This window comes from Rhizobium sp. 05N49 (assembly GCF_056396805.1).
Genome location: NZ_JBFTME010000015.1, coordinates 1 through 21,859 on the forward strand (window position 1 = coordinate 1; position 21,859 = coordinate 21,859).

A 21,859-nucleotide genomic window follows, 5' to 3' on the forward strand; every position below is an offset into this window, starting at 1 on the left:
GGCGTCGGCGTGAACATTCCGCATGTCGAAGTCACCCGTCCCCAGGGCACGACCTTCGACTACGAATTCGGCGGCGTAACCTTCCAGGCGCAGGCCGGCGTCGACTTCCGCGTCACCGACAACTGGTCGACCTTCGTGGAATACAAGGGTACCTATTCGCGCGTCGATGTTCCGATCGACAGCGGCGACCGCCTGAAGACGAACATCGTCACCAACGCGGTCAATGTCGGTATCTCCTATCACTGGTGATCGTCGCAAGCGATAAGCGCTGATACCCGACGCAGGTTGCTGCCCATCCCATCAGTCGCAATCATCGGGTCGGCGGTTTCGCGATAGCCGATCCGAGATCGGAAAAGCATCTGGCCGTATGGTGCATCGGCACGATATGGTCCTGTTGGCTTTATCCTCGGGACGGCTGCTGGACCAAGCTAACAACGGTGCAACCAGCCACTAGGTCGCAAGGGACGGATTGTGCGTATTCTCCTGGTCGAAGACGACGAGATTATCGGTGAGGCGGTTCGCGATCACACGAATACGGCCGGTTACGCGACGGACTGGGTCCGCACGGTCGTCGATGCAGAAGCCGCAAGCAGGTCATTCGAATACGGGCTCGTTCTCCTTGATCTGCATCTTCCGGACGGCAATGGTCTGGTCTTCCTGGAATATTTTCGGGCGCGGGGCGGGGAGGCTCCAGTGATTGTCCTCACCGCCAAAGATCAAATATCAGACCGCATCGCCGGACTTAACGCGGGCGCGGACGATTATCTGATCAAGCCCTTCAACCTCGACGAACTCGAAGCGCGAATCCTTGCCGTTCGTCGCCGCTACGAGGGACGTCGGCGAAATACCATCGAGGTTGCGGATATCGTGATAGAGAGATCGTCGCACTCTATCAGCGTCGGCGGACAGGACGTTCAGTTGACTCCGCGCGAGTGGGCGTTACTCGATCTGCTTGTCGAGCGTCCGGGAAAACTCGTTACCCTGAAACGGATCGAGGACGCCCTTTATGCTTTCGGTGAGGAGGTCGAAAGCAACACAGTGCAGGTGTATATCAGCAGATTGCGCAAGAAGATCGGAATGGAGAAGATCAGGACCGCCCGAGGGCTCGGCTACATGCTGGCGGTCGAATGAGAAGAGATCGAAGCATCGTCCGACCTCTTATAGCCGCGCTCACAGGCGTGCTGGTGCTGTTCTGGCTTGGTGCCATCGGGCTTGGGATCTCGGTGATGGGGTCGGAATTCGACGAGATCTTCGACAATGCGCTCGAGGAGACGACCGAACGATTGCTGGCGATCGTGGAAGAGGGACAACTGCCGAATGTTCAGGAGGGAGAGCAAGCGCATCGCGCGCCATCGACCCCGTCCAAAAAGGAATATCTTGTCTACCAGGTTCGCGGCAGGGACGGAGCGGTTGTCTTTCATTCGAAAGACGCACCGCTCGAGCCATTCGATGTCCCCCTGACCGTCGGGTTCCACGACACGGAAAAGTATCGATTTTATACGGCAATGAGCGCGGATGGCTCTCTCTTCCTGCAGACGGCGGACCGCTTCGGCCACCGGCGTGAGGCGGTGCGGGAGAGTGCGGTGACGATGCTCATCCCGCTTGCCATTCTGCTTCCGCTCAGTTTTCTCCTGATGACGTGGATTGCCAGAAGAGCCGTCGATCCGATCAACAAGCTGCGTGAGGCGATCTCAAAAAAGGGCAGTGGCAACCTGTCGCCTGTCGAGACCGAGACCGTACCCCGGGAACTGAAACCCATCGCTCAGTCGGTGAACCTGCTTTTGCAGCGCGTTCGGGCGGCGATAGCCGCGGAACGGGAGTTCGCCACCAACAGTGCTCACGAGCTTCGCACGCCCGTGGCCGGCGCGCTTGCGCAGACGCAAAGACTTCTCGCCGAGTTGCCGGATGAGGTCATGAAAGCGCGTGCCCGCAATATCGAGGCGGCGCTCTTAAAGCTCGGACGCACGTCGGAAAAGCTTCTCCAGCTTGCCCGAGCTGACGCCGGTCTTGGGCAGACGGCTGCGACGAGCGATCTTCGTCAGGTGCTTGACCTGATCGTCCGCGACTATCGCCGCAGTCCTGCCATAGAGCACCGTCTCGCCTACAGCCCATCGGCAGATCCCCTTATGCGAGCCGTCGATGTCGATGCTTTCGGCATTGTGGTCAGCAATCTCATAGAGAATGCCATCCTCCACGGACGCCCCACCGGCATAATCGACGTGTCGGTAAACCGCGACGGCAGCGTCAGCATCTCTAATGACTGCGCGTTATTATCTGCGGCCGATCTGGATGGGTTGAAAGTCCGGTTTCGAAGAGGGGCGACGTCCGCCAGGGGCGCTGGTCTGGGGCTCTCCATCGCCGATACGATCGTCCGACATATGGGAGGTGTATTGGAACTTCGATCGCCGGCGAGCGGCCGCTCGGAAGGGTTCGAAGCTCGTATCTTTTTGCCTGAATGATCGTCAGGCCCGAATAGCGTCGAGACGCCAGGACAGGGGCTGGAGCCGCCCATCGTTCGCGTAGCTGAAGACGAGTTGTCTGCGGGCAAACTGGTGGGCGAGCCAAAGCGTGAATGCGGCGCCGACCGCCCAGCCCATGATCGTATCGCTTGCCCAGTGTGCGCCGATCATCTGACGGGAGAGGCAGATCGCAACGCCAATTGCGACGACGAAGGGCCGGAGCGCCGGAAACGTCAATGCGACCGACATTGCCATCGCGCCCGCAGTCGCGGAATGGCCGGACGGGAAAGCGGCGAATTCCGAATTGAAAGCGAACGGTTTGAAATAGAATGGTCCGTCGACCGCGAGCAGTTCTGGCCGCGCCCGCCCCACGATGTTCTTGGCCAAGGCGCTTGCAATACCTGCGCCCGCTACAGACAGGAACAGGAAGGCGGTAATCGCGGTTGCGGCATTTACTTTGCGGACTGTCGAGCGGCACAAACCGCCGAGAGGCATCACGATGCGAGAAAGCAATATGATACCCGTGACGGTCAGGAGGAGCTGACCTGTCCCGAGGTCGCTCAGCCAGTTGATAATGCCGTGCAATTGTTTCGGGACGGATTGCATCCAGACACCGAGGGCGAGATCGGCCTCGTTCATGGTCACGAGCGACGCCAGGAAAAAGACGAGAAGTATGAAGGTGGGTCTCTCCAGGAGCGCTCTGCGCGAGGGCACGATCTGGGCCTGGCTGGCAAAAAATCTCCGGTAACCTGCCCGCAAGCGCTTTCGAGCGCGTCCCAGAATTCGGTCTGTCGCCGCAGCGAAGGCGACGAAGAGCAAGGCAGACCTTTTGGATATCGCGGGGACGTCGGTGGCTTGTACGCTCACTGTAATCGAACTTCCGTGGGTAATCTCGGCAAGAGGGGTGATCGGGAACATCACTCCACTGCGAAGTTCGATAGCCGATCAGCCTGACAACAGCCTGAAGGCGATTTTCCCGGCTTGAGAAATCCGAGCGGACGGCGGGCGGGGTCGGGCAGTCACAACGAGAATTTCTCGCTGGTGTGATGCTGACGGGAGGGCACGATGATGGACGTTCACAGTGTAATTGGCGGCGCAGGGTATGTGGGGAAGAGGACGCGCCGTCGATACTGTTCATTCACGGATGGCCACAGAGCATCTTTGCTGGAAGCCAATGAGAGCACGCGTGCAGAGAATTTCCGCCTCGTTGCCTCGGCCTGCGCGGCCATGGCGGATCGGGTGCTCCCCTTGACGTGGATATTCCGCTGAGCTGCAGCTTTGGGCGGACGATATCGCCGCCGTCATAGATCAGCTCAACCCTTGCAAGCCGGTTCTTGCCGGCAAGGAGGCCTAGTCCTGACTGGCAACTACCGGCACTGTGCCTTCGTCCGGAACACGGGCCTCGGTCTGCCTGGCTGCTGACACAAGGCGCCGCTGTGCGCGGATTGCGTGCCATTGTTGGTCGATGAGGACGCCAATAAGGATAACACCACCCATGACGGCGAAATTTAGCGAAGACGGGATGCCGAGCAGATTAACGAGGTTCTGCAATTCCTGGAGCAGAACCGTTCCGAGCACGACGCCGACGATCGATCCCTCGCCGCCGCGGAGCGAAAAGCCGCCGAGTACGGCAGCGGCAATCGCGTAGAGTTCATAGAACTGGCCATGGCTCGCCGGCGAGATCGAGCGCGTATACATGGCGAAATAGATCGCAGAAAGCGCCGTCAGCAGCCCGCAGATGACATAGGCCGACATTACCATCCGGCCGGTACGGATACCGGAATAGCGGGCCGCTTCCTCGTTCTTGCCGATCGCGTAGAGATAGCGCCCAAAGATTGAGCGATGCAATATCACCCACATGACCACGGAAATGATGACAAGCGCAATGAAGGTGTTGGGAACGCCGTAGAACCGTCCGGCCGTCAGAAATTCGAGGTCCGGAAAGTTCTGACCGAACGCAAAGCCCGCTGTTCCGTCGGCCGTATAGAAGCGCGCTGCACCGCGATAGATAAGGAGACCGCAGAGGGTGACGACGAAAGGCTGCAGGTTCAGTCGGGTGATCAGCAAGCCGTGGATGGCACCTATACCCGCGCCGAGCACGAGAATGAGTGGTAGCGCCAGCATCCATGGCATGTCCTGGACGGCGACGAAATCGACAAACAGCACCCCGAGCAGGGCTACGAGCGATCCGACGGAAAGTTCGATGCCGCCTGTAATGATGACGTAGGCCTGGCCGATCGACAGGATACCAAACAGGCCGATCAGGTTGGCGGTATTCGCCAGGTTGATCGGCAGCAGGAAGCGCGGATTGATGACGGCGACGACGATCCCGACGACGACGATGAGAAGCAGCAGTCCAAGATCTTTTTTGACCATGCGAGATCCATTCCCGATACCCAGTTATATTGCCGCAGCTGCTATTTTACGCCTTTACCGACAGCAAGCAAAAGGACGCTTTCCTGACTGAACTCATCCTCATCGAGGATGCCGGCGATCTGGCCTTCATGCATGACGGCAATGCGGTCGGAAACGCCGATCACCTCTTCCATGTCGCTGGAGATCATCAGGATCGCAACTCYGGCATCGGCAAGCGCCCGCATAAGTCCGTAAATCTCGTTCTTCGCGCCGATATCGATGCCGCGTGTCGGCTCGTCGAAGATCATCACCTTCGGGCTCATCGACAGCCATTTGGCAAGCACCACCTTTTGCTGATTGCCGCCCGACAAAGTGCCGGTTCGTGTCGAAACGGAGGGCGCCTTGATGCCGAGGCGAGCGCGCTGCTTTTCGGCCGCCGCAATCTCCCGCTCGGCTGAAAGCATGAAGCGGCTGGCGAGCGCGGGAAGGTCGGCAAGGGTTATGTTCTGGGCGATCGGGAAATCAAGAAGTATGCCGTTACGCTTGCGATCCTCCGGGACCAGGAAAATACCGCGAGCAACGGCGTCCCGGGCGGAACGAAGCACGATTTCTTCTCGGTCCTGCACAATAGCTCCGCCGTAACTGCGGTCTATGCCGAAGAGCACCCTTGCGAGCTCGGTGCGGCCAGACCCGACGAGGCCGGCAAGCCCGAGGATTTCTCCATACCTCATTTCAAGATCGACGGGGCGACTGGGATAGGCCGCAGTACGCACGCCGCTTGCTTTCAGCGCAACTGATCCAGGCGAGCGCTGCGGCTTTGCCGTACGGGCCGCAAGCGCCCGGCCGATCATCAGCTTGACCATCTGATCGTGACCAATGTCCTTTTTTGCGAGCGTGCCGACAAGTGCACCATCGCGCAGGACTACAACCCGGTCGGCGACGCGCTCAACCTCGTGGAGGCGATGCGAGATGAAAATCACACTGATGCCATCCGCCTTCAGCAACTTGATGATATTGAGCAGCCGTTCGGTTTCCGCCAACGGAAGGCTGGATGTTGGTTCGTCGAAGATCACCAGCCTTGCGTTGATGGATAGCGCCTTGGCAATTTCCACCATCTGCTGCTCGGCGAGCGAGAGCGATGCGACTGGCGTGTCGGCGGAGAAATGCGCGCCCACGCGCTTCAGAAGCGGCTTCACCATCTCCCTTAATCGATCGCGATCGACGAGCTTGAAAGGTCCCGCCTTGAGCGGTTCGCGCCCGAGGAAGATATTGGCGGCGACATCGAGATTCTCAAAGAGATTGAGTTCCTGATGCACGAAGGCGATGCCGGACGAGATGCTCGATTCCACAGTGAGGTGACGAAGCTCTGTCCCGTCGAGCAGGATCTTTCCCCGGTCGGGGGCAATCACGCCGCCGAGGATCTTCATCAACGTCGATTTTCCGGCCCCGTTTTCGCCGACGAGGCCGATGACCTCGCCTGGCGCGATGTCCAGTGAAAGACCCTCGAGTGCGACGACGCCTGGATAGGTCTTGCCAACTCCGGAAAGCGAAAGGAACGGCGTTGAGGGCACGCCCGGTGACGGGATGTCGCTGCTATGATTCATCGCCTGCCCATGACTGCTGGTAATGTCAACGTGTTCAGCGGCAGCGGCGAGGGCCGCTGCCGCGAAGCCGGTTTATTTTCCGGCCATAGCCTTCAGGTTGGCGGCATATTTGTCCACGTCATCCTTGCCGATGATGACCGTGGGGATAATGATCAGGCCGTCGGCGGGAACGCCGGACTTGTCGCCCTTGAGGTAGGCGGCCATCAGTTTCATGCCCTGATAGGCCCATTCGAACGGCTGCTGGACGACGGTCGCGGCGATCGTGCCTTCCTTGACGCCCCCGAGTGTAATCGGGTCGTCATCAAAGCCGACGACGGTGATCTGGCCAAGCTTGCCTGCGTCACGAAGCGCCTCATAGATGCGTGGCGTGTTGTAGGAATAGAAGCCTACCATGCATGTCAGATCGGGGCTGGCGACCAGCGCATCCTCGACGTTCTTCTTGGCACGGGTCTGGTCGATGTCGTCCCCGCGAACGTCCACCAGCTCGATCTTGGTGCCCTTGAGCCCCTCCTTCATGCCTTCGATGCGTTCGCGAGCATTATCGGCACCCAGCAGGCCGACGAAGCCCATGCATTTGCCGCCGTCCGGCATCGCCTTCTTGGCGATTTCGGCGGCCTGCTTGCCGGCATCAACGTTCGAGGAGCCGATATAGGCGACGCGATTGGTCTTCGGTGCGTCGCTGTCGGTGGTGAAGAGAGCCGTCTGCGAGCCGATTTTGTTGAGGCCGTCCGTCTGGGTCTTGGGATCGACGGCGGAAACCATGATCCCCTTGACGCCAGCACTGACAAGATCTTCCATCAGGCGCTGCTGAATGGCGACGGCCGCCTGCTCAGGATATTTGAGCTCCATGGTGTAATCAGGCATTTCGCTCTGCGCCTTTTTCACCCCCGCCTCGGCGGCTTTCCAGAAGTCGGACGCTCCGTTGACGACGAATGCGAGCGTCGGCTTGTCGGCAGCGTGGGATGCAGCCAGAGGCACCGCGCTCAGCATCAACCCGGCGAAAAACAAGGCAGCATTCTTGCGTTTCATTTGTTTCATAATACTCCTCCCGAAGGCCGCAATTGCGAGGGCCCGTTCGCGACTTACGGTCGGCCGAATGCGCGCGCCCCCTCCAAGGGCCTGTCGCAAGGCGACGTCTGGCATGGGTGCCGATCGCCCTCCGACGGTATACCAGAATCTCAATTAGTAAATAGTAATATTAGTGGGAGTAGCAGGAGCTTCGGCATAGCAGTTCGATGGAGAAGTTGTACCCGCTGCCCCGCGACCGCTTGTTCCTTTTTCAGGGGAACTCGCCATCACTCGATATCCTCCAACCAACGGCCAGTCCGCCGGCAGCGCGCCGCCGGCGCGCGGTGCAATTCCACCGAGGCAGGTCCGTGTCCGAATTGCTGTTTTGCTGCAATCCCCGAATTGCGCGAGTCAATCGGACCAGCGCAAGGGCTCCTCGTGTTCGCTAGAGCGGATACGAGATCAGAGGGCGCCGTAAATGGTATTGCGCAGGTCGACGGTGAACTGCCCCCACATACCCTCCAGTGCAGTATTGGTCAGCGCCACGACCGTCAGTTCCTTCTGTGGATCCACGAACCAGCTGTGACCATAAACCCCGCCCCAGCGATAGGTGCCCTTTGACCACGGTGTCTGCGCGGCGACGGGATCGGTGACCACGGCCCATCCGAAACCGAAGCCGATCCCAGGGTCCAGCGGCTGGCGCACGCCGTGCGCCTGGTCGCGGGTCATGAGGGCCACCGTCTCCTTGGAAAGAAGCGGTGCTCCGCCTCTACGGATCGTCTCCAGTATCGCGAGCACCTCACGCGCCGTCCCTGCCATGCCGGCACCGCCGGAATGATAGGACTCCGGATTGAAGATGCGGTCCGGCGCGAACTTCACCGATCCGGTCAATGCCGCGACGGATGCCTCCGTGCCCATGCGCTCGGGCTCGGGTGAGGCGTTCTTATAGGCGGCCGCCAGTCTCTCGCGGTCAGTAATGTGGAACGCGGTGTCGCTTAGTCCAAGGGGGCCGGTCACAAGCTTTTCGATCGCCTCGCCAAGCCTGGTGCCGGTTTGCTTTTCGATGACACCGCCGATGACATCCATCGACAGCGAATATTGCCAGTTTGTGCCCGGCGTGAAGAGCAGGGGCGCGCTTGCGATACGCCGGAGGTTTTCGACCAGCGACAGGCCAGGCTCCGCCAGCCCATCGGAAACGCCAGCGCGAACATAGGGGCCATTCTCCTCCGCGAACCCGTAGGTGAGGCCGGCCGTATGCGTCAGGAGATCGCGGATAAGGATCACCGGTTCGTTGCCGTCCGCGAGACGCGGCCGGAAATCCGGCAGCCATCTCGTCACGGGATCGTCCAGTTCGATCAGCCCCTGTTCGACAAGGCGCATGGCCGCAATCGCAACGATCGGCTTCGTTACCGATGCCAAGCGGAAGATCGTATCCTCCGTCATGGCGCGGTTCGCCTCGCGGTCGGCCAGGCCGGCAGCGCGGTGGTAGACGAGTTCCCCATGCCGAGCAACGAGAACGACCGCACCCACGAGCCGACTTTCGAAGAGCGTGTGATCGATGACGGCGTCGAGGCTTCTAGCCAGGGAATTGTCTGCAACAGCAGTTTCGAGAGGGAGACTCATGCGACCAAACCTCCTATATCACAATGATCGTTCCTGAATAACCTGAATCGATTTTGATTTCTAGAGTGATCGTTGTGAAAAATAAGGATAGCGATAAAGAATCCACGGCACGCAAGCGTGGCCGCCCGCCCGCTTTCGATCGCGAGACGGTGCTTGCGGCGGCGCGCGACGTTTTCTGGGAGCATGGTTACGACGGCTCGTCGATCGCCGATCTCACGGCATCCATGGGCATCACGCCGCAAAGCCTCTATGCGGCGTTTCAGTCCAAGGCAGACCTCTACCGGGAGGCTCTTGACCAATATCGCCGTATGCCCCGGCCCTATCCGGGCAATCCGTTGAGGGAGCAGATTGATACGGTTTCCGCCTTCGAACGTTTCCTGATAAATTCGGCGATGATCTTTACTGCCCCCGATCACCCGAAAGGCTGCATGATTTCCACGGCCGTGCTCAACTGTGCCTCCGAAAACGAAGACATTGCCTATCATGTGTCCTCGCTTCGCCAGCAGACGCTCGATGCCTTCACAGCGCGTATCGAGAGCGGAATAGCGGATGGGGAGCTTCGCCCCGACACGAATGCAAGATCATTGGCGCGTTTTCTGGGCGCGATCGTACAGGGCATGTCCGTCCAGGCGCGTGACGGGGCCACGTCGGAGGAACTGATGGAAATGGTGACGCACGCCATGAACGAACTCGGCCGCTACCATTCGAACTGAAGAAGAGTTGATACCCCGCTATGTACCCGAAGGCTATGCGTGGTGAGCTGACATCGCCCACGCGATGCCAGCAAATCAGCCCCACAGACCGAGTGCGATTGCCGACGTTGGATCCACAACATCTTCAGTACTTTGTGACGGCAGCATCGCTGGCGAGCTTGCGCTCCAGTTGCCTTCTGAATTCCTTCTTCTGAACGTTCGACGCGAACCGGGTCTTCCTGAGCGAATCCTCCGCCACCCGAGATACGGATGTGCCGAGAATGCGCTGTAACGTCGACAACAACGTTGCCTTGTCGTTGTCGAAATCGCCGTGATGTCTGGCGTCGCTTGCGCCGCTTGGCGCAAGGAGCCATCGGAGGCGGTCTCCGTCGAATATGGATGCCTGGGACGCGTCCACATCCTTCGCCAGGCCCAACAACGGAATTCCAGGCCGTATGGCGGGGATGTGCGGGGATTTTTCGAATGCGTTGCTGACGAGATAGAGCAGCGACTTATGATAGATCTGGGCGCAGTCGTCATCCTGTTCCGTTGCGTCGTCCAGCGTATAGAGATCGAATTCTTCGATCGCCTTGCTTTTTATTGCAGGAAGATACGCCTTTTTGAAAAGTTCGATCGTGCAGGCCGGAGCCCAGAGGTTCAAGCTTTTGATCGGGACTTTCGCCGCGGCGAACTTCTCGACCAACGGGGCGTGAAATATCGATCCAGCACTGTGACCAACCAGGTGAATCTCATCGATTTTTCCAGCTTTATACAGGTCGATAAGGTGATCACCGACGAGCCTTGCCGAGCCGTTCTTGTTGCTGGTAGCCAGGAGTGCGTTCTCCTTCATCTCGTCCCAAAGAGCTTTCCCGCCCAGATTCCTCGCGAGCACTTCGAGTGTGTCGTCAAGCCGATCGAGCATGAAGTCCTTGGCCCGGTCGAGAACGTCCTCGTCACGGCGGCGTCCGACGGCATCGCGCAGGATGTTCTCGATCGTCGTCCACGCGTCCGAGCGCCAAATGAAAGATAAAGGATAAACTTGCGACTGCAGCAACGGCGCGAGATTGCTCGACACCGTTTGAATTGCGCCGTCCTGACCAACGAGGCCACCGTGGGCGTACAAGAGCACCCTTTTCCGCTTCCAGGATTTCATCGCCGCGGGCATCCGCTCCGTAACGAGCGTCTTCAAACCCTCCGACGTCAGACCATAAGTGCCCTTGTCGTCCAGAACGCCGTCGTTCTTTGAAGTTATAATGTACGGCCTCAGATCGGCGTAGATCTGGCTCTCGTAGCTTCGCGGCGCATTGGCACGCATATTGGCGGTCGCCAGGGAGGAGGTAAGATCGACGGGCGCACCGAGAGCGGCGACCCAGACATCAGAGCCGTTTGCAAGCCAGTCGGCATAGGAGAGATTCGCGAGCCCGCTCGTGCCCCATTTGTCGCCCCAGCTGTTCTGGATCCAGAAACCACGCCGGTCGAAACCGACGATGGCGAAGGCGTGTCCACCGATCACACCGGGACGGTACTCGATGTTCTCGTCGCCAGACTTCACCGCTTGCCAGCCGTCGTGTACGCGTGAGGTGGCATATAATATTCCGGTCTCGGAAATCGCGGCGTGCATCGACACCAGGTCTTTATGATTGACCCGGAAATATGCTCCAAGCGGCCGGGCCAAAGCATCTGCCGACCGTTTTTCTTCGAGGGTCGGGTCAGGGTCTCGCTCCTTCCAGAGCGCGTAAGCACAGAGGCCATGTTTGAACCAGCCCTTCATCGCGCCGCGCGCGCTCGAGCCGTTGTAATTCTCGCCGGGCCATTCGTCGTAGCGCTTTGCCATCGCGTACAGCATCCACGCGCTGACTTCGTCCGCGGTTGGATTCTGGCCCCTTGCTCTCAGCAGGTAATTCGCCACGGTCGCGAGACCGAACCCCGTACACGCTCCCTCGCTCCCTTGATCCAGGATCGGGATCTTGAAGTTACGATATGCCTGCAGGTCCGATTTCGCCGGAACACGGACCAGCGTTGGTATGAAGATCGTATCGCGAAAGTCTATTGTGTCCGGTAACGCATCGAGTGTGCGTGCTGGGTCTTTCTTGGACGTTGGCATGCTGGACCTCCGGTGCTGAGACGAGTGATTATGAGAGGAAAAGCAGATCCGTCGGGATCGTCAGCATCGACCGATCGCAGGGCTCTTCGCGTCGATTATCAGTCGTTCCGCGACGAGATTAACGCTGGTCGGCAGGAATATCGGCACAGGACTGACTTTGGCCGGTAGCAGCAATCCAACAGGGAAAGGATAGCTGTTCGACCAGGTCAGATCCGACGTTCTCCCGCCTGGCTTTCTCCAGTGTGATCTGCCGTATTCTCTTGTTTCCGTCGTAGAAGAGTAGAAAGCGGTAAATGTGATCGGGGATTTTCGCCGCTGCCTTTGCGTCCGTCATCGATGTTGTCGTCGACGTGTTGCTTTGCGAGCCTGTGGCCGAACCTGACGCGGGCACGATCGGAGGTTCGGTGGCGACGTTTGCCAAAGCGTCCAGTATCTGGCTCCGACGTGTGGCCACAATTGTGATCGGGCTCTGTTCTGCTGAGGTGACGGAGTATCGATTGAGCCTGAACCCGTCCAGGCAGGCGGCGACTTCCGTTCTCGACTTGTTGACGCCCGTGCAGGAAAGCACGGCTTCTCCGGTATTGTCCTCGACCTGCTCGAGATTATCGGCAATCTGTTCCAGGTAGATCGAATTTGGCTTGAAGCCGAGACGCAAGCCCGTCGCGAAATAATCGATCAGCCTTTTATCCGGAAGTACCTCAAGATCGTCGGGAATTATCTTGAAGTCCGATAACTTGTTCCAATCACGTCCCTGGAAGCACGTCCTGGAGCCGCGGGTATAGAGGTCCTGCCTGCCGCCCATTTCCAGCAATTCGTAGATTGTCCGGAGCGTGTCGATGTCATTAAAGCCGAAATTGCTAAAAATTGTCTGCCGAAGCTGCCGGCAGTCGTTTTCGACGATCGGGCCTGTTCCATATGCGACTTTCGAAAGCATCGCGCGTTTATCGTCATCCGCGGCAAGGCTGGAGAACAGGGTATTCTTCTGATCCCCGATTGCCGGCATTTGGATCGACAGCATATTCGTATTGACGTTCGAATAGTCCGGTGCGGGCAGATCCCGGGTTAGCTCGCTCCAACCTATGTCGTTGCCGGCGACCATCGATCTCCGGAACTTTACAGTTGCGGTCAGAGTGCCCACCTCATCATCGCCTTGCGGAGTGGTGAGGACGAGAACGCGTTTGATCACACCGTCACGCGATCTCTCGGCGAAACCGAAGGTCGCGTTCGATGACTCTTCGAAGCTATAGTAGGAGGTAAGAATGCTGTCGGTAATTTCGGTCGCCGCGTCCAGCGCAGGTTTTGCCGCCTCCGAAATAACTCCTCCTCCGGCGACGTCTATGAGCGGCTTAACGCGATCCAGCAGGGCTTTCACATCGAAGTTCGCCTTGGTCGTCGCACGGGCCTTCAGGACGAAGCTCAGAGGGTCGTTGTCGTAGCGGATATACGGCGTGCTGAATTCAAAATCGCTATTGGTGCCGAACGTGCGCTCGGTGTTGTTGGCCAYGTAAGAATAGATTGGACGCTCGGTCGATACGTAGCTACCCAACCGCGGTGCCACCGAAATCGTGATTTCATCGGTGTCAGCCGACGTGAAAATCCGCTTGAACATCGCGCCGATCGACGCGGTGCTTCGCGATCCCGGCGGTCTCGACTTAAGTTCGAAACGGAACGTCAGAGCGACRTAGTATTCGCCGGCTTGAGGGATGAAGCCGCCGTTCCAATTGTCGCAGCTTGTCTGGTTTATATTCAGACCACGCCACGACGCGCTGCCTTGGCCCTGGCACGTCTGTTGAGCGCCAACGCCTCCACACATCGCGAAGAACAGGAAGAAAATCACAAGCAACTTCCGCATTCCAGCCCCCCGCCAGACGACCTGAATCGACATGCGTGCACGGCCGGCACGCGTTCATCTAATCCATGTCATGAAGAAAAATTGCAAGTTTAAGTAAAGTCAGTCGTCGGATTTTGTCAAGCGATATCCGCCTCAGATCGAGGCCGCGTGAATGCGCGACGATGCAGGCGTCGAAGCGAAATGGTTGGCGATATAGGCGCTCAATACCTCCGAACCGGCTGCGGCTTCTCTTGCAGAACGTGCTACCGCTTCTGAAGCGAACGCAAATACTTCGACATGAAATGCGCAGCTTACGGTCATGCCGGACACGACCAACGTTGTGAATGTAAGTGCCTGCAGCTTCGTCCTCTAATACCTAAGGGGCGCCGATTGCTGCGATAGGCGGTACCGAAATCCATTTGCAAACTACATTAGATTGCATTACCGTCCATAACACTTGGGGGTTATAAACCTCGCATTGCATTTCGGCTTTTTGTTTTCCTGTTGCTCGTCATTCGGAAGGCCCTGCATGCACCCAGATAGCCAGTACACACACGCCGACAACGCGACCCTCATCTTCAACGAGCTGAAATTTCGCTCGTTGAGGGTCAAGAACCGGCTCTTCCGATCCAACATATCAGGCCAGTTCGACGACTATAACGGCCACGGCGGCAATGCCCGGCTGAACTGGGAGGAGAAGTTCGCGCGCGGCGGGATCGGCTGCATCATTTCATCCTTTACCCCGGTCTCGGTGCGCGGCCGTATCCTCGTGCGTTACGCGATGATCGACGACGACGACAAGATCCCGTTCTGGCGGGAGGTCGGCAGCCGCGTCCACAGCCATGACTGTCGGTTTATCATGCAGCTCAGCCATTCCGGCCGCCAGCAGGACATGGGCGGCGTCGAAAACCTGTTCAACAGGGGCCTGAGCTCGACCAACAAGAGCGATTACTTCCATGGACTGCTCGCCCAGGCGATGACGAAACCCGAGATCGCCGAGGTCGTTGAGCAGTTCGCGCAAGGGGCGCGGCGCGCACGCGAGGCAGGGCTCGACGGTGTCGAGCTTCACGGCGCCAACGGCTATCTGCTGACGCAGTTCCTGAGCTCCGGCATCAACGACCGGACGGACGAATATGGAGGCGGCTGGGAGGGGAGGGCGCGTTTCGTGCTCGAGATCGTCAGGGCGATCCGCCGCGAGGTTGGCCAGGACTTTCACCTGCAAATGAAGATCAACGGTGTCGACCACAATGACTGGCTCTATCCGTGGATAAAGAAGGGCAACACGCTCGACGAGACCGTCAAGATCTGCACAATGCTGCTCGACGGCGGCAAGGGCGTTGACTCCTTTCATGTTTCCAGCGGCTCGACATTTCCGCATCCGCGCAATCCGGCCGGCGACCTGCCGCTGAACGACCTGCATCGCTGGTACGACGGCATGCTCTCGCAAGGCACGCGAGCGCCGATGAATTATGCGATCTTTTCCAATCCCCTGCTGGGGCGCGCCTTCCAGGCGCTCTGGCGCTGGCGTCGGGGCAAGGTCATCGAGGGCATCAATCTCGATTATGCGCGCGCCGTTTCCGAAGCGATCGGCAAGATCGACCCTGCGATCAAGGTGCTCTGTACCGGCGGGTTCCAGCATGCCGACAGGATCGCCGAGGCCATCCGTTCGAAAGCCTGCGACGGCGTCACCATGGCCCGCCCGCTGGTCGCCAACAACGATTTGCCGAAGATCCTAGCCGAGGCCAACGGCCCGGAGAAGGAATGCACCTACTGCAACAAGTGTCTGCTCAACGATCTCGAAAACCCGCTCGGCTGTTATGACCTCAGCCGGTTCGACGGCGCGACCTTCGAGGATCGCTACAGCGAGATGATCAAGCAGGTCATGTCGGTTTTCGAGCCGCCGACCTTCCATTGAGGCCCGCATCGCACGCGCATTCGGAGGGGATCCATGAGCAGCGACAACGACCGCAAGACACCCGTCGAGATCGCCATCGCCCGCCACCGCCGCTGGTGGCTGGCGATCGTCGTGCTGCTGTTGCTCGCGCTCGTCTACTATCTGGTTTTCGTCAACCAGTATGTCGTCGCGTTCAAAAGTCAGAGCGAGCATTTCATGCATGGCTCGATCGGCAGCGAGACGGCGACGGGGCCGCCCTATTGGGTCTTCAAGGCCTTGCCGGTCATGTATGCCGACAAGCTCGGGCCGGAAGGCTGGAGCCGCTTCGGTTTCCTCTACGAAAAGCCCGGCGACGATCTTCCGATCGGGGTGTCGCGCCGCGTGGTCTCAGGCGTCGAGCGGGTCTGGCTCAACTGTTCCGTCTGCCATGTCGGCACCTATCGTCTGCCCGGCGATCCGGTTCGCCACCTCATTGCCGGCGCGCCGTCCAACAATCTGCGTCTGCAGGAATTCATCCGTTTCTTCATCGACGTCGGCCGCGATCCCGGCTTCACCGCCGACACGCTGATTGCGACGATCGATAGCTCCAGGGTTGGAGGCGACCTCAATGTCTTCGAGCGGCTGATCTATCGTTACGTGGTCTTTCCAAGGGTCAAGAGCGCCTTCCTCGATCTCGGCACCCAGCTCGATTTCGTCAAGCGTCAGGAGGATTGGGGGCCCGGCCGCRTGGATACGTTCAATCCTTACAAGGCGCTGCAGTTCAACTTCCCCATGGACGAGGCCCATATATCAGGCGCGGCGCTGAACGGCTCTTCCGACTATCCCGCCATTTGGCGCCAGCGCCCCCGAGAGGGCATGAACCTCCATTGGGACGGCAACAATGATTCCGTCGCCGAACGAAACCTGAGCGCCGCACTCGGCGCCGGCGTGACGCCTGTGACGGTCGACCGGGCATCGATCGCGCGCATCGAGGACTGGATGTGGGATCTGCCTTCGCCCCCATTCCCCTCCGCAGCCAAGATCGATCAAGCGAAAGTGGCGGAGGGCAAGACGCTGTTCCTGCATTACTGTGCCGATTGCCACGGCTTCAAGGATGCGAACGACTACAGCTACGACAGGCGGCGTTTCACACGCCTCGGCAAGACGGTTCCGCTCGCTGATATCGGCACCGATGCCGGACGCTGGACCTCCTATACGGCAAATTTTGCTGCTGAGCAGAACCTGCTTTACGCCGGCTATCCCTGGCGCTTCAGCCGCTTCCACAAGACGGACGGCTATGCCAACCACCCGCTCGACGGCATCTGGGCGCGCTCGCCCTATCTGCACAACGGCTCGGTGCCGACGCTACGCGATCTGCTCGAGCCGAGCACCAGGCGGCCGCCCGTCTGGTTTCGTGGCAGCGACGAATTCGATCTCGCCAGGGTGGGCTACCGCTCGGATCAGTCGGCCGAAGGGGATCTCTTCCGCTACGACACCACGCGGCCCGGCAATGGCAATGCCGGCCATGAAGGATATCGCTACGGCACCGAGCTGCCGGACGCGGCAAAAGACGCCCTCGTCGAATATATGAAAACGCTATGACCCAGTCGCGCTCGCTCAGCAAATGGAAGGCACGGCATGCGGTCCTCGTCTGGATCGGCATCCTTCTGAACTTCGCCTTCGTCCTGCCGCTCATCTTCTGTCCGGAATGGATCCTCGGCCTCTTCGGAATTACCGTCAACCAGCTGATCTGGCCGCGATTTGCCGGTCTGCTGCTCGGGATCCTGTCGATCTTCTACATTCCGGCGACGCTCGATATCGACCGCTACCGCGTGTTCGCCTGGCTCGCGGTCTTCCCCTCCCGTACGCTCGGCACGGTTTTCTTCTTTCTTGCCGTCTTCGTCTTCGACCAGCCGCTCGGCTATCTCGCCGGCGTCTTCCTCGATGGATCGGTCGGCATCGCGACGCTTTTCTGTCTCCTGCGCATCCTGCGGCTCGAACAGAATATCGCCGAAGGGAGACCGGCATGAGGCGCGTCTTCTGGAAATGGCTTTTCGGCGTTCTGGTCCTGCTCGTCGTCGGCGCCTTCGCGCTGTTCTTCCTGCTCTTCCGGCCGGTGGCCCAGCCGCGGACGAACGATCTCGCGGAGGTTTTCAATCACGGTTCGATTGGCAATGAAGAAGCGCAGGGCATTCCCTACTGGATCTGGCGCGTCCTGCCGCAGCTCTTTCCCGAGCATCTGCCCGCCAATGCCGATGGCTACGGCGCCTTCGGCCTCTATTGGCGGGCCGGCGACGAGGTTCCGGTCGGCCTTTCGGTCAGGACGCTCGGCGTCATCGAGCGCGTCGCGCCGAACTGCGCCTTCTGCCACCAGGGCAGCTACCGGCTTCGCGCCGACGAGCCGGCGCGGCTGGTCGAGGCAGGGCCGGGAACGAGGGTCAATCCGCAGGCTTATATCCGCTTCCTGATCGCCGTCGGCGCCGATCCGCGGTTCACCGCCGACGGGGTGATGGCGGAGATCGGCAGGATCTACGACATGCCGCTCTGGGAACGGGCGCTCTATCGTTTCGTCCTGATCCCAGCGACCCGGTCGGCCCTGCAGGAACAGGGGCGACGCTTCGCCTGGATGAAGGATCGGCCGGACTGGGGTCCTGGCCGGATCGATCCCTTCAATCCGGTCAAGTTCCAGAATCTTGAACTGGCCGACGATCACACGATCGGCAATTCCGACATGATGCCGCTGTGGTCGCTTGCCGATCTCGCCGCCACCAACACGCGCCGTTTCTCGCTCCATTGGGACGGCTTGCAGACCGACCTCTACGAGACCGTAGTTTCCGGTGCGATCGGTGACGGCATGACCTACAAATCCTACGGGGGGACGGAAGAGGGGCTTCGCCGCATTACCGATTTCATTCGCCTGCAGGGACCGCCGCCGTCGCCCTTTTCTCCGCTCAAGCCAGAAGGCGATTCCTATCATGTCGATGCGGCGGCGGTAGACGCCGGTCGAGCGATCTATCTGGCGCGATGCGCCGTCTGCCACGATGCCAAGGGTGCGCGCTACCGGACCCCGATCTCGATCGTCGAACTCGGCACGGACCGCCATCGCCTCGACATGTGGACCCCCGCGGCCCGCGATCGGTACGCGGCTTACGAGCCTGGTTATGCCTGGGGTTTTACCAACTTCCAGAAGACTGACGGTTATGTCGCGACGGGTCTCAGAGGTCTCTGGCTGCGCGGTCCCTACCTGCATAATGGCAGCGTCCCGACATTGCGCGCCTTGCTGCTTCCACCGGCCGAGCGGCCGACACAGTTCTACCGCGGCTACGATCTGGTGGATGCTGAGAACGGCGGCTTCGTGAGCGCGCGTGACACAGCGGGGCAACAGTACGGCACGCTTTACGATACGAGCCAGCCGGGCAACGGCAATGGCGGCCACCTCTGGGGCACGGATCTGCCTCAGGAGGCGAAGGAGCAGCTGCTTTCCTATCTCAAGACACTTTGACCATCAGGAGGGGTCGATGGCAAACGTCAGACAGCGCATCGTACGGTTTCTCGGCTGGATCGTGGTGGCGGTCGTCACTCTTGCCGTTGTCGCCATTGTCGGGGTTGCGCTCATCGTCTGGTGGCTGATCGAGCCGGATTCCGGCCAGTTCGGCCGCGTCGAGGATGAGGCGAAGAAAGTCGACCGTAAGGTCGAGGAGTTTCCAGGGGCGAGCGAGCCTTACTTTGCGGCGATGGACAAGGGCCTGCTCTTGCCGCCGGCAGCCGGCGTCGATTATCCCGCCGAGATCAAGGAGGTCGCAAGCGCCACCGGCCTCGATCCGGAGGCCGTCCGCAAGGCGGCGATCCGCGGACAGAATGCCTGGATCGTCTGGACCGGCGGCAACGACAAGTTCTGGGATTTCGCCGCCCGTGCCACGATCGGCTCATTCGATCTTCTGAAAACCATTTCGTCCCATCCGACGATGGCCTATGGCCGCGACAATCGCTTCCGCTATCTCGGGCTCGTCAATGAGCCCTGCTTCACAGCCGCGAAGAGCGCCGATACCGATCACTGGGGCCTGTGGCTCGATCAGCGCGACAAGGACTGCGCAGCCGACAGTTTCGGCGGCAATGCCGAGGCCGATGCCCGTTATCCCGGCGTGCAGATCGGCTCGCGCGGTACCACGGTCAAGGTGAAGGGCGAAGAGAAGAAAATCCCTGTCGGCTCCTACTATGGCGAGCCGACAGGGGTCATGGGCCTGCGTCTCTTCCCTAACCCCGATTTCGACAGCAAAGCCGCCGAACATTGGGATGCGCTGCGCTACTACACCGATCCGTCCTATTACAACGACAAGGATCTCGTGCGACCTTATCGCGTCGGGATGTCCTGCGCCTTCTGCCATGTCGGTCCCAACCCGATCAATCCGCCGAAGAATGTCGAGAGCCCCGAATTTTCTGAAATCTCCTCCAATCCCGGCGCCCAGTATTTCTGGGTCGACCGCATCTTCTTCTGGAACACCAAGCCGCGCGCAAAGCCGGGGGAGCCGGCCCAAAACGAAGGCAACTTCCTCTTCCAACTCTTCCACACGAACCCGCCGGGTTCGCTCGATACGTCGCTGGTCTCGAGCGATTACATGAACAATCCCCGCACCATGAACGCCGTCTACGACGTCCTGGAGCGGCTGCGCATCGGGGCGAAGACAGGCAAGGAAATCATCAAGGGGGACGAGAAGGACAACAAGCAGGCGCAGGACTATCCGCAGACCGCAGCCTTCGGTTCGCTTTACGACAAGGCGACCGGCACCGTTGCCTCGATGCGCGTCCTGAAGGACGGCGCCGATTCCGTCGGCACGCTCGGCGCGCTCAACCGCGTCTATCTCAATATCGGCCTTTTCAGCGAAGAATGGCTGCTGCATTTCCGCCCCTTCCTCGGCGGGCAGAAGATCTCGCCGATCCGCATTGCCGATGCCCAGAAGAATTCGGTCTACTGGCAGGCGACCGAGGCGATGACACCAGACATGGCGATATTCTTCCTGGTTGCCGCCCGCGCCGATCATTTGAAGGATACGCTGGTCGGAGAAAAGGTGCTCGAAGCGCGCAATCCGGTCGAGGTCGAGCGCGGCAAGATCGTCTTTGCCGAAAACTGCGCGGCCTGCCATTCGAGCAAGCAGCCGGTGCCTGCGCCGGATCTCGGCGTCGATCAGGGCATATGCGCCGGCGGCGGGTCCGGCCCGCATTATCGCGAATGCTGGGATCGCTACTGGGCCTGGGCGCAGTCAGATGCCTTCAAGGCAGGCATGGTCAAGCTCGTCACCGAGAAGGATGCTGATGGAAAGGACTTCCTCGACGGCAATTACCTTTCCACGGAACGGCGCGTGCCGATGGATGTCGTGCGCACCAATGCCTGCAGCGCGATCGCCACCAATGGGCTTTCGGGCGATATCTGGGACAACTTCACCTCTTCTACCTACAAATCGCTGCCACCACCGCATGAGGTGACCGTCAATCATCCGGTTTCAGGGGCGGCGACGCCGCTGCAGGCGGCAGGCAACGGGCGCGGCTATCTGAGGCCGCCCTCACTCGTCAGCCTCTGGTCGACAGCGCCCTTCCTGCTCAACAATTCGGTTGGCCACGAAGACAGCTATTACGGGACCGACTACTACAATCAGGACTATGCCGGCGGTTACGGCACCGGGCGAGGCACTTCTTGCCCGGCGGCGGACGCCCGCGATCCCTATATGCCCTGCATCGAAAACAGGCTTGCGGTCTTCGATCGGTCGATCCGCCAGATGCTCTCGCCGCAGACGCGCCGCATGGACAAGATGACTGAGGCGCCGGTGCCCGGTTATATCTACCGGACGAGCGCTCCCTCCTGCCTGATTGTGCCGCCGGGCTTCGTGCCCGATAAGGTGCGGCCCTTCACCGGCCTGTTGAGCCGAGTTGCCGGTTGGGCCTTCAAGAAGGACGGCTCGATCACTATCGGCCCGTTCCCGGCCGGTTTCCCAGTCAACGCGCTGACCAATACCGAGCTGCTGCCCGACAATGACGAGGAGGACAAGTTCGCCAACTACAAGAGGCTGATCGCCAACGGCCCGGCGCTGATCGGGGCCTTCTCCGAGCTCGGCGGTCAATGCTCGCCGGAAGAGCTTGCCGATCCCGCCGTGCTCGCCAAGGCCGAGAAGGTGGTGCGAGACACCAGGCTCGTCGATCGCCTTGTAGGCTTGAGCAAGTGTCCTGACTATGTCGTCAATGGCGGGCACACATTCGGCGCCGATCTTCCGCAATCGGACAAGAACGCRCTGATCTCCTATCTGAAGCAGTTCTGACT

Annotated in this window: 16 protein-coding genes; 9 read left to right on the top strand and 7 right to left on the bottom strand. The window is 59.9% G+C overall.

Features of this window, described 5'->3' with window-relative positions:
* The 3 genes from AC1DF8_RS25520 to AC1DF8_RS25530 all read left to right on the top strand — a co-directional run.
* Nucleotides 1-249: outer membrane protein (locus AC1DF8_RS25520; RefSeq protein WP_478155514.1), on the top strand; the 249-nt coding region annotated here is incomplete at its 5' end.
* 222 nt (nt 250-471) lie between these two features.
* Nucleotides 472-1,131: a response regulator gene (locus tag AC1DF8_RS25525; protein WP_112542385.1), complete on the top strand. Its 660-nt coding sequence runs from the start codon at nt 472-474 to the stop codon at nt 1,129-1,131.
* Nucleotides 1,128-2,459 carry a sensor histidine kinase gene (locus tag AC1DF8_RS25530; RefSeq protein WP_478155515.1) on the top strand — a complete coding sequence of 444 codons (1,332 nt, stop codon included), beginning with the start codon at nt 1,128-1,130 and terminating at the stop codon, nt 2,457-2,459. Before AC1DF8_RS25525 ends, AC1DF8_RS25530 begins: the two co-directional genes overlap by 4 nt.
* A 3-nt stretch (nt 2,460-2,462) precedes the next feature.
* On the opposite strand, the gene AC1DF8_RS25535 is transcribed toward AC1DF8_RS25530, so the two are convergent.
* The 5 genes from AC1DF8_RS25535 to AC1DF8_RS25555 all read right to left on the bottom strand — a co-directional run bounded on the left by AC1DF8_RS25535 (nt 2,463) and on the right by AC1DF8_RS25555 (nt 9,049).
* Entirely contained in the window at nt 2,463-3,173 is a 711-nt protein-coding gene (locus AC1DF8_RS25535) for a phosphatase PAP2 family protein (protein WP_162710002.1), read from the bottom strand.
* A gap of 636 nt (nt 3,174-3,809) precedes the next feature.
* Nucleotides 3,810-4,835, bottom strand: coding sequence for an ABC transporter permease (locus tag AC1DF8_RS25540; protein ID WP_112542382.1), 1,026 nt, complete (start codon nt 4,833-4,835; stop codon nt 3,810-3,812).
* A 41-nt stretch (nt 4,836-4,876) separates the two neighbouring features.
* Nucleotides 4,877-6,418, bottom strand: coding sequence for a sugar ABC transporter ATP-binding protein (locus AC1DF8_RS25545; RefSeq protein WP_478155516.1), 1,542 nt, complete (start codon nt 6,416-6,418; stop codon nt 4,877-4,879).
* Nucleotides 6,419-6,490: 72 nt separating this feature from the next.
* A complete protein-coding gene (locus AC1DF8_RS25550; protein ID WP_478155517.1) occupies nt 6,491-7,456 on the bottom strand; it encodes a sugar-binding protein in 966 nt (321 codons plus the stop codon).
* 432 nt (nt 7,457-7,888) lie between these two features.
* On the bottom strand, nt 7,889-9,049 hold the full coding sequence (locus AC1DF8_RS25555; protein WP_478155518.1) for a serine hydrolase domain-containing protein: 1,161 nt from the start codon (nt 9,047-9,049) through the stop codon (nt 7,889-7,891).
* Between the two features lie 65 nt (nt 9,050-9,114).
* Here AC1DF8_RS25555 and AC1DF8_RS25560 point away from each other — a divergent pair, with 65 nt between their 5' ends.
* Nucleotides 9,115-9,762 carry a TetR/AcrR family transcriptional regulator gene (locus AC1DF8_RS25560; protein WP_478155519.1) on the top strand — a complete coding sequence of 216 codons (648 nt, stop codon included), beginning with the start codon at nt 9,115-9,117 and terminating at the stop codon, nt 9,760-9,762.
* A gap of 124 nt (nt 9,763-9,886) precedes the next feature.
* Here AC1DF8_RS25560 and AC1DF8_RS25565 read toward each other — a convergent pair whose 3' ends face one another.
* The gene (locus AC1DF8_RS25565; protein WP_478155520.1) at nt 9,887-11,845 is read right to left on the bottom strand and encodes a C1 family peptidase; all 1,959 of its coding nucleotides are present in this window, start codon (nt 11,843-11,845) and stop codon (nt 9,887-9,889) included.
* 118 nt (nt 11,846-11,963) lie between these two features.
* The gene (locus tag AC1DF8_RS25570; protein ID WP_478155521.1) at nt 11,964-13,697 is read right to left on the bottom strand and encodes a hypothetical protein; all 1,734 of its coding nucleotides are present in this window, start codon (nt 13,695-13,697) and stop codon (nt 11,964-11,966) included.
* A gap of 508 nt (nt 13,698-14,205) precedes the next feature.
* On the opposite strand from AC1DF8_RS25570, the gene AC1DF8_RS25575 reads away from it, so the two are divergent.
* From AC1DF8_RS25575 to AC1DF8_RS25595, 5 genes are read left to right on the top strand one after another with little or no spacing between them, the layout of a single operon-like run.
* Entirely contained in the window at nt 14,206-15,591 is a 1,386-nt protein-coding gene (locus AC1DF8_RS25575; protein WP_183880411.1) for an NADH:flavin oxidoreductase, read from the top strand.
* Between the two features lie 33 nt (nt 15,592-15,624).
* A complete protein-coding gene (locus tag AC1DF8_RS25580) occupies nt 15,625-17,151 on the top strand; it encodes a c-type cytochrome (RefSeq protein ID WP_478155522.1) in 1,527 nt (508 codons plus the stop codon).
* Nucleotides 17,148-17,579, top strand: a complete 432-nt coding sequence (locus tag AC1DF8_RS25585) for a hypothetical protein (RefSeq protein WP_113014739.1) — start codon at nt 17,148-17,150, stop codon at nt 17,577-17,579. The genes AC1DF8_RS25580 and AC1DF8_RS25585 overlap by 4 nt, the downstream gene beginning before the upstream one ends.
* Entirely contained in the window at nt 17,576-19,051 is a 1,476-nt protein-coding gene (locus tag AC1DF8_RS25590; RefSeq protein WP_478155523.1) for a c-type cytochrome, read from the top strand. The genes AC1DF8_RS25585 and AC1DF8_RS25590 overlap by 4 nt, the downstream gene beginning before the upstream one ends.
* 16 nt (nt 19,052-19,067) lie before the next feature.
* Nucleotides 19,068-21,857 (top strand): cytochrome c family protein, encoded by a 2,790-nt coding sequence (locus AC1DF8_RS25595; protein ID WP_113205103.1) that lies wholly within the window; start codon nt 19,068-19,070, stop codon nt 21,855-21,857.
* The last annotated feature ends 2 nt before the right edge of the window (nt 21,858-21,859 follow it).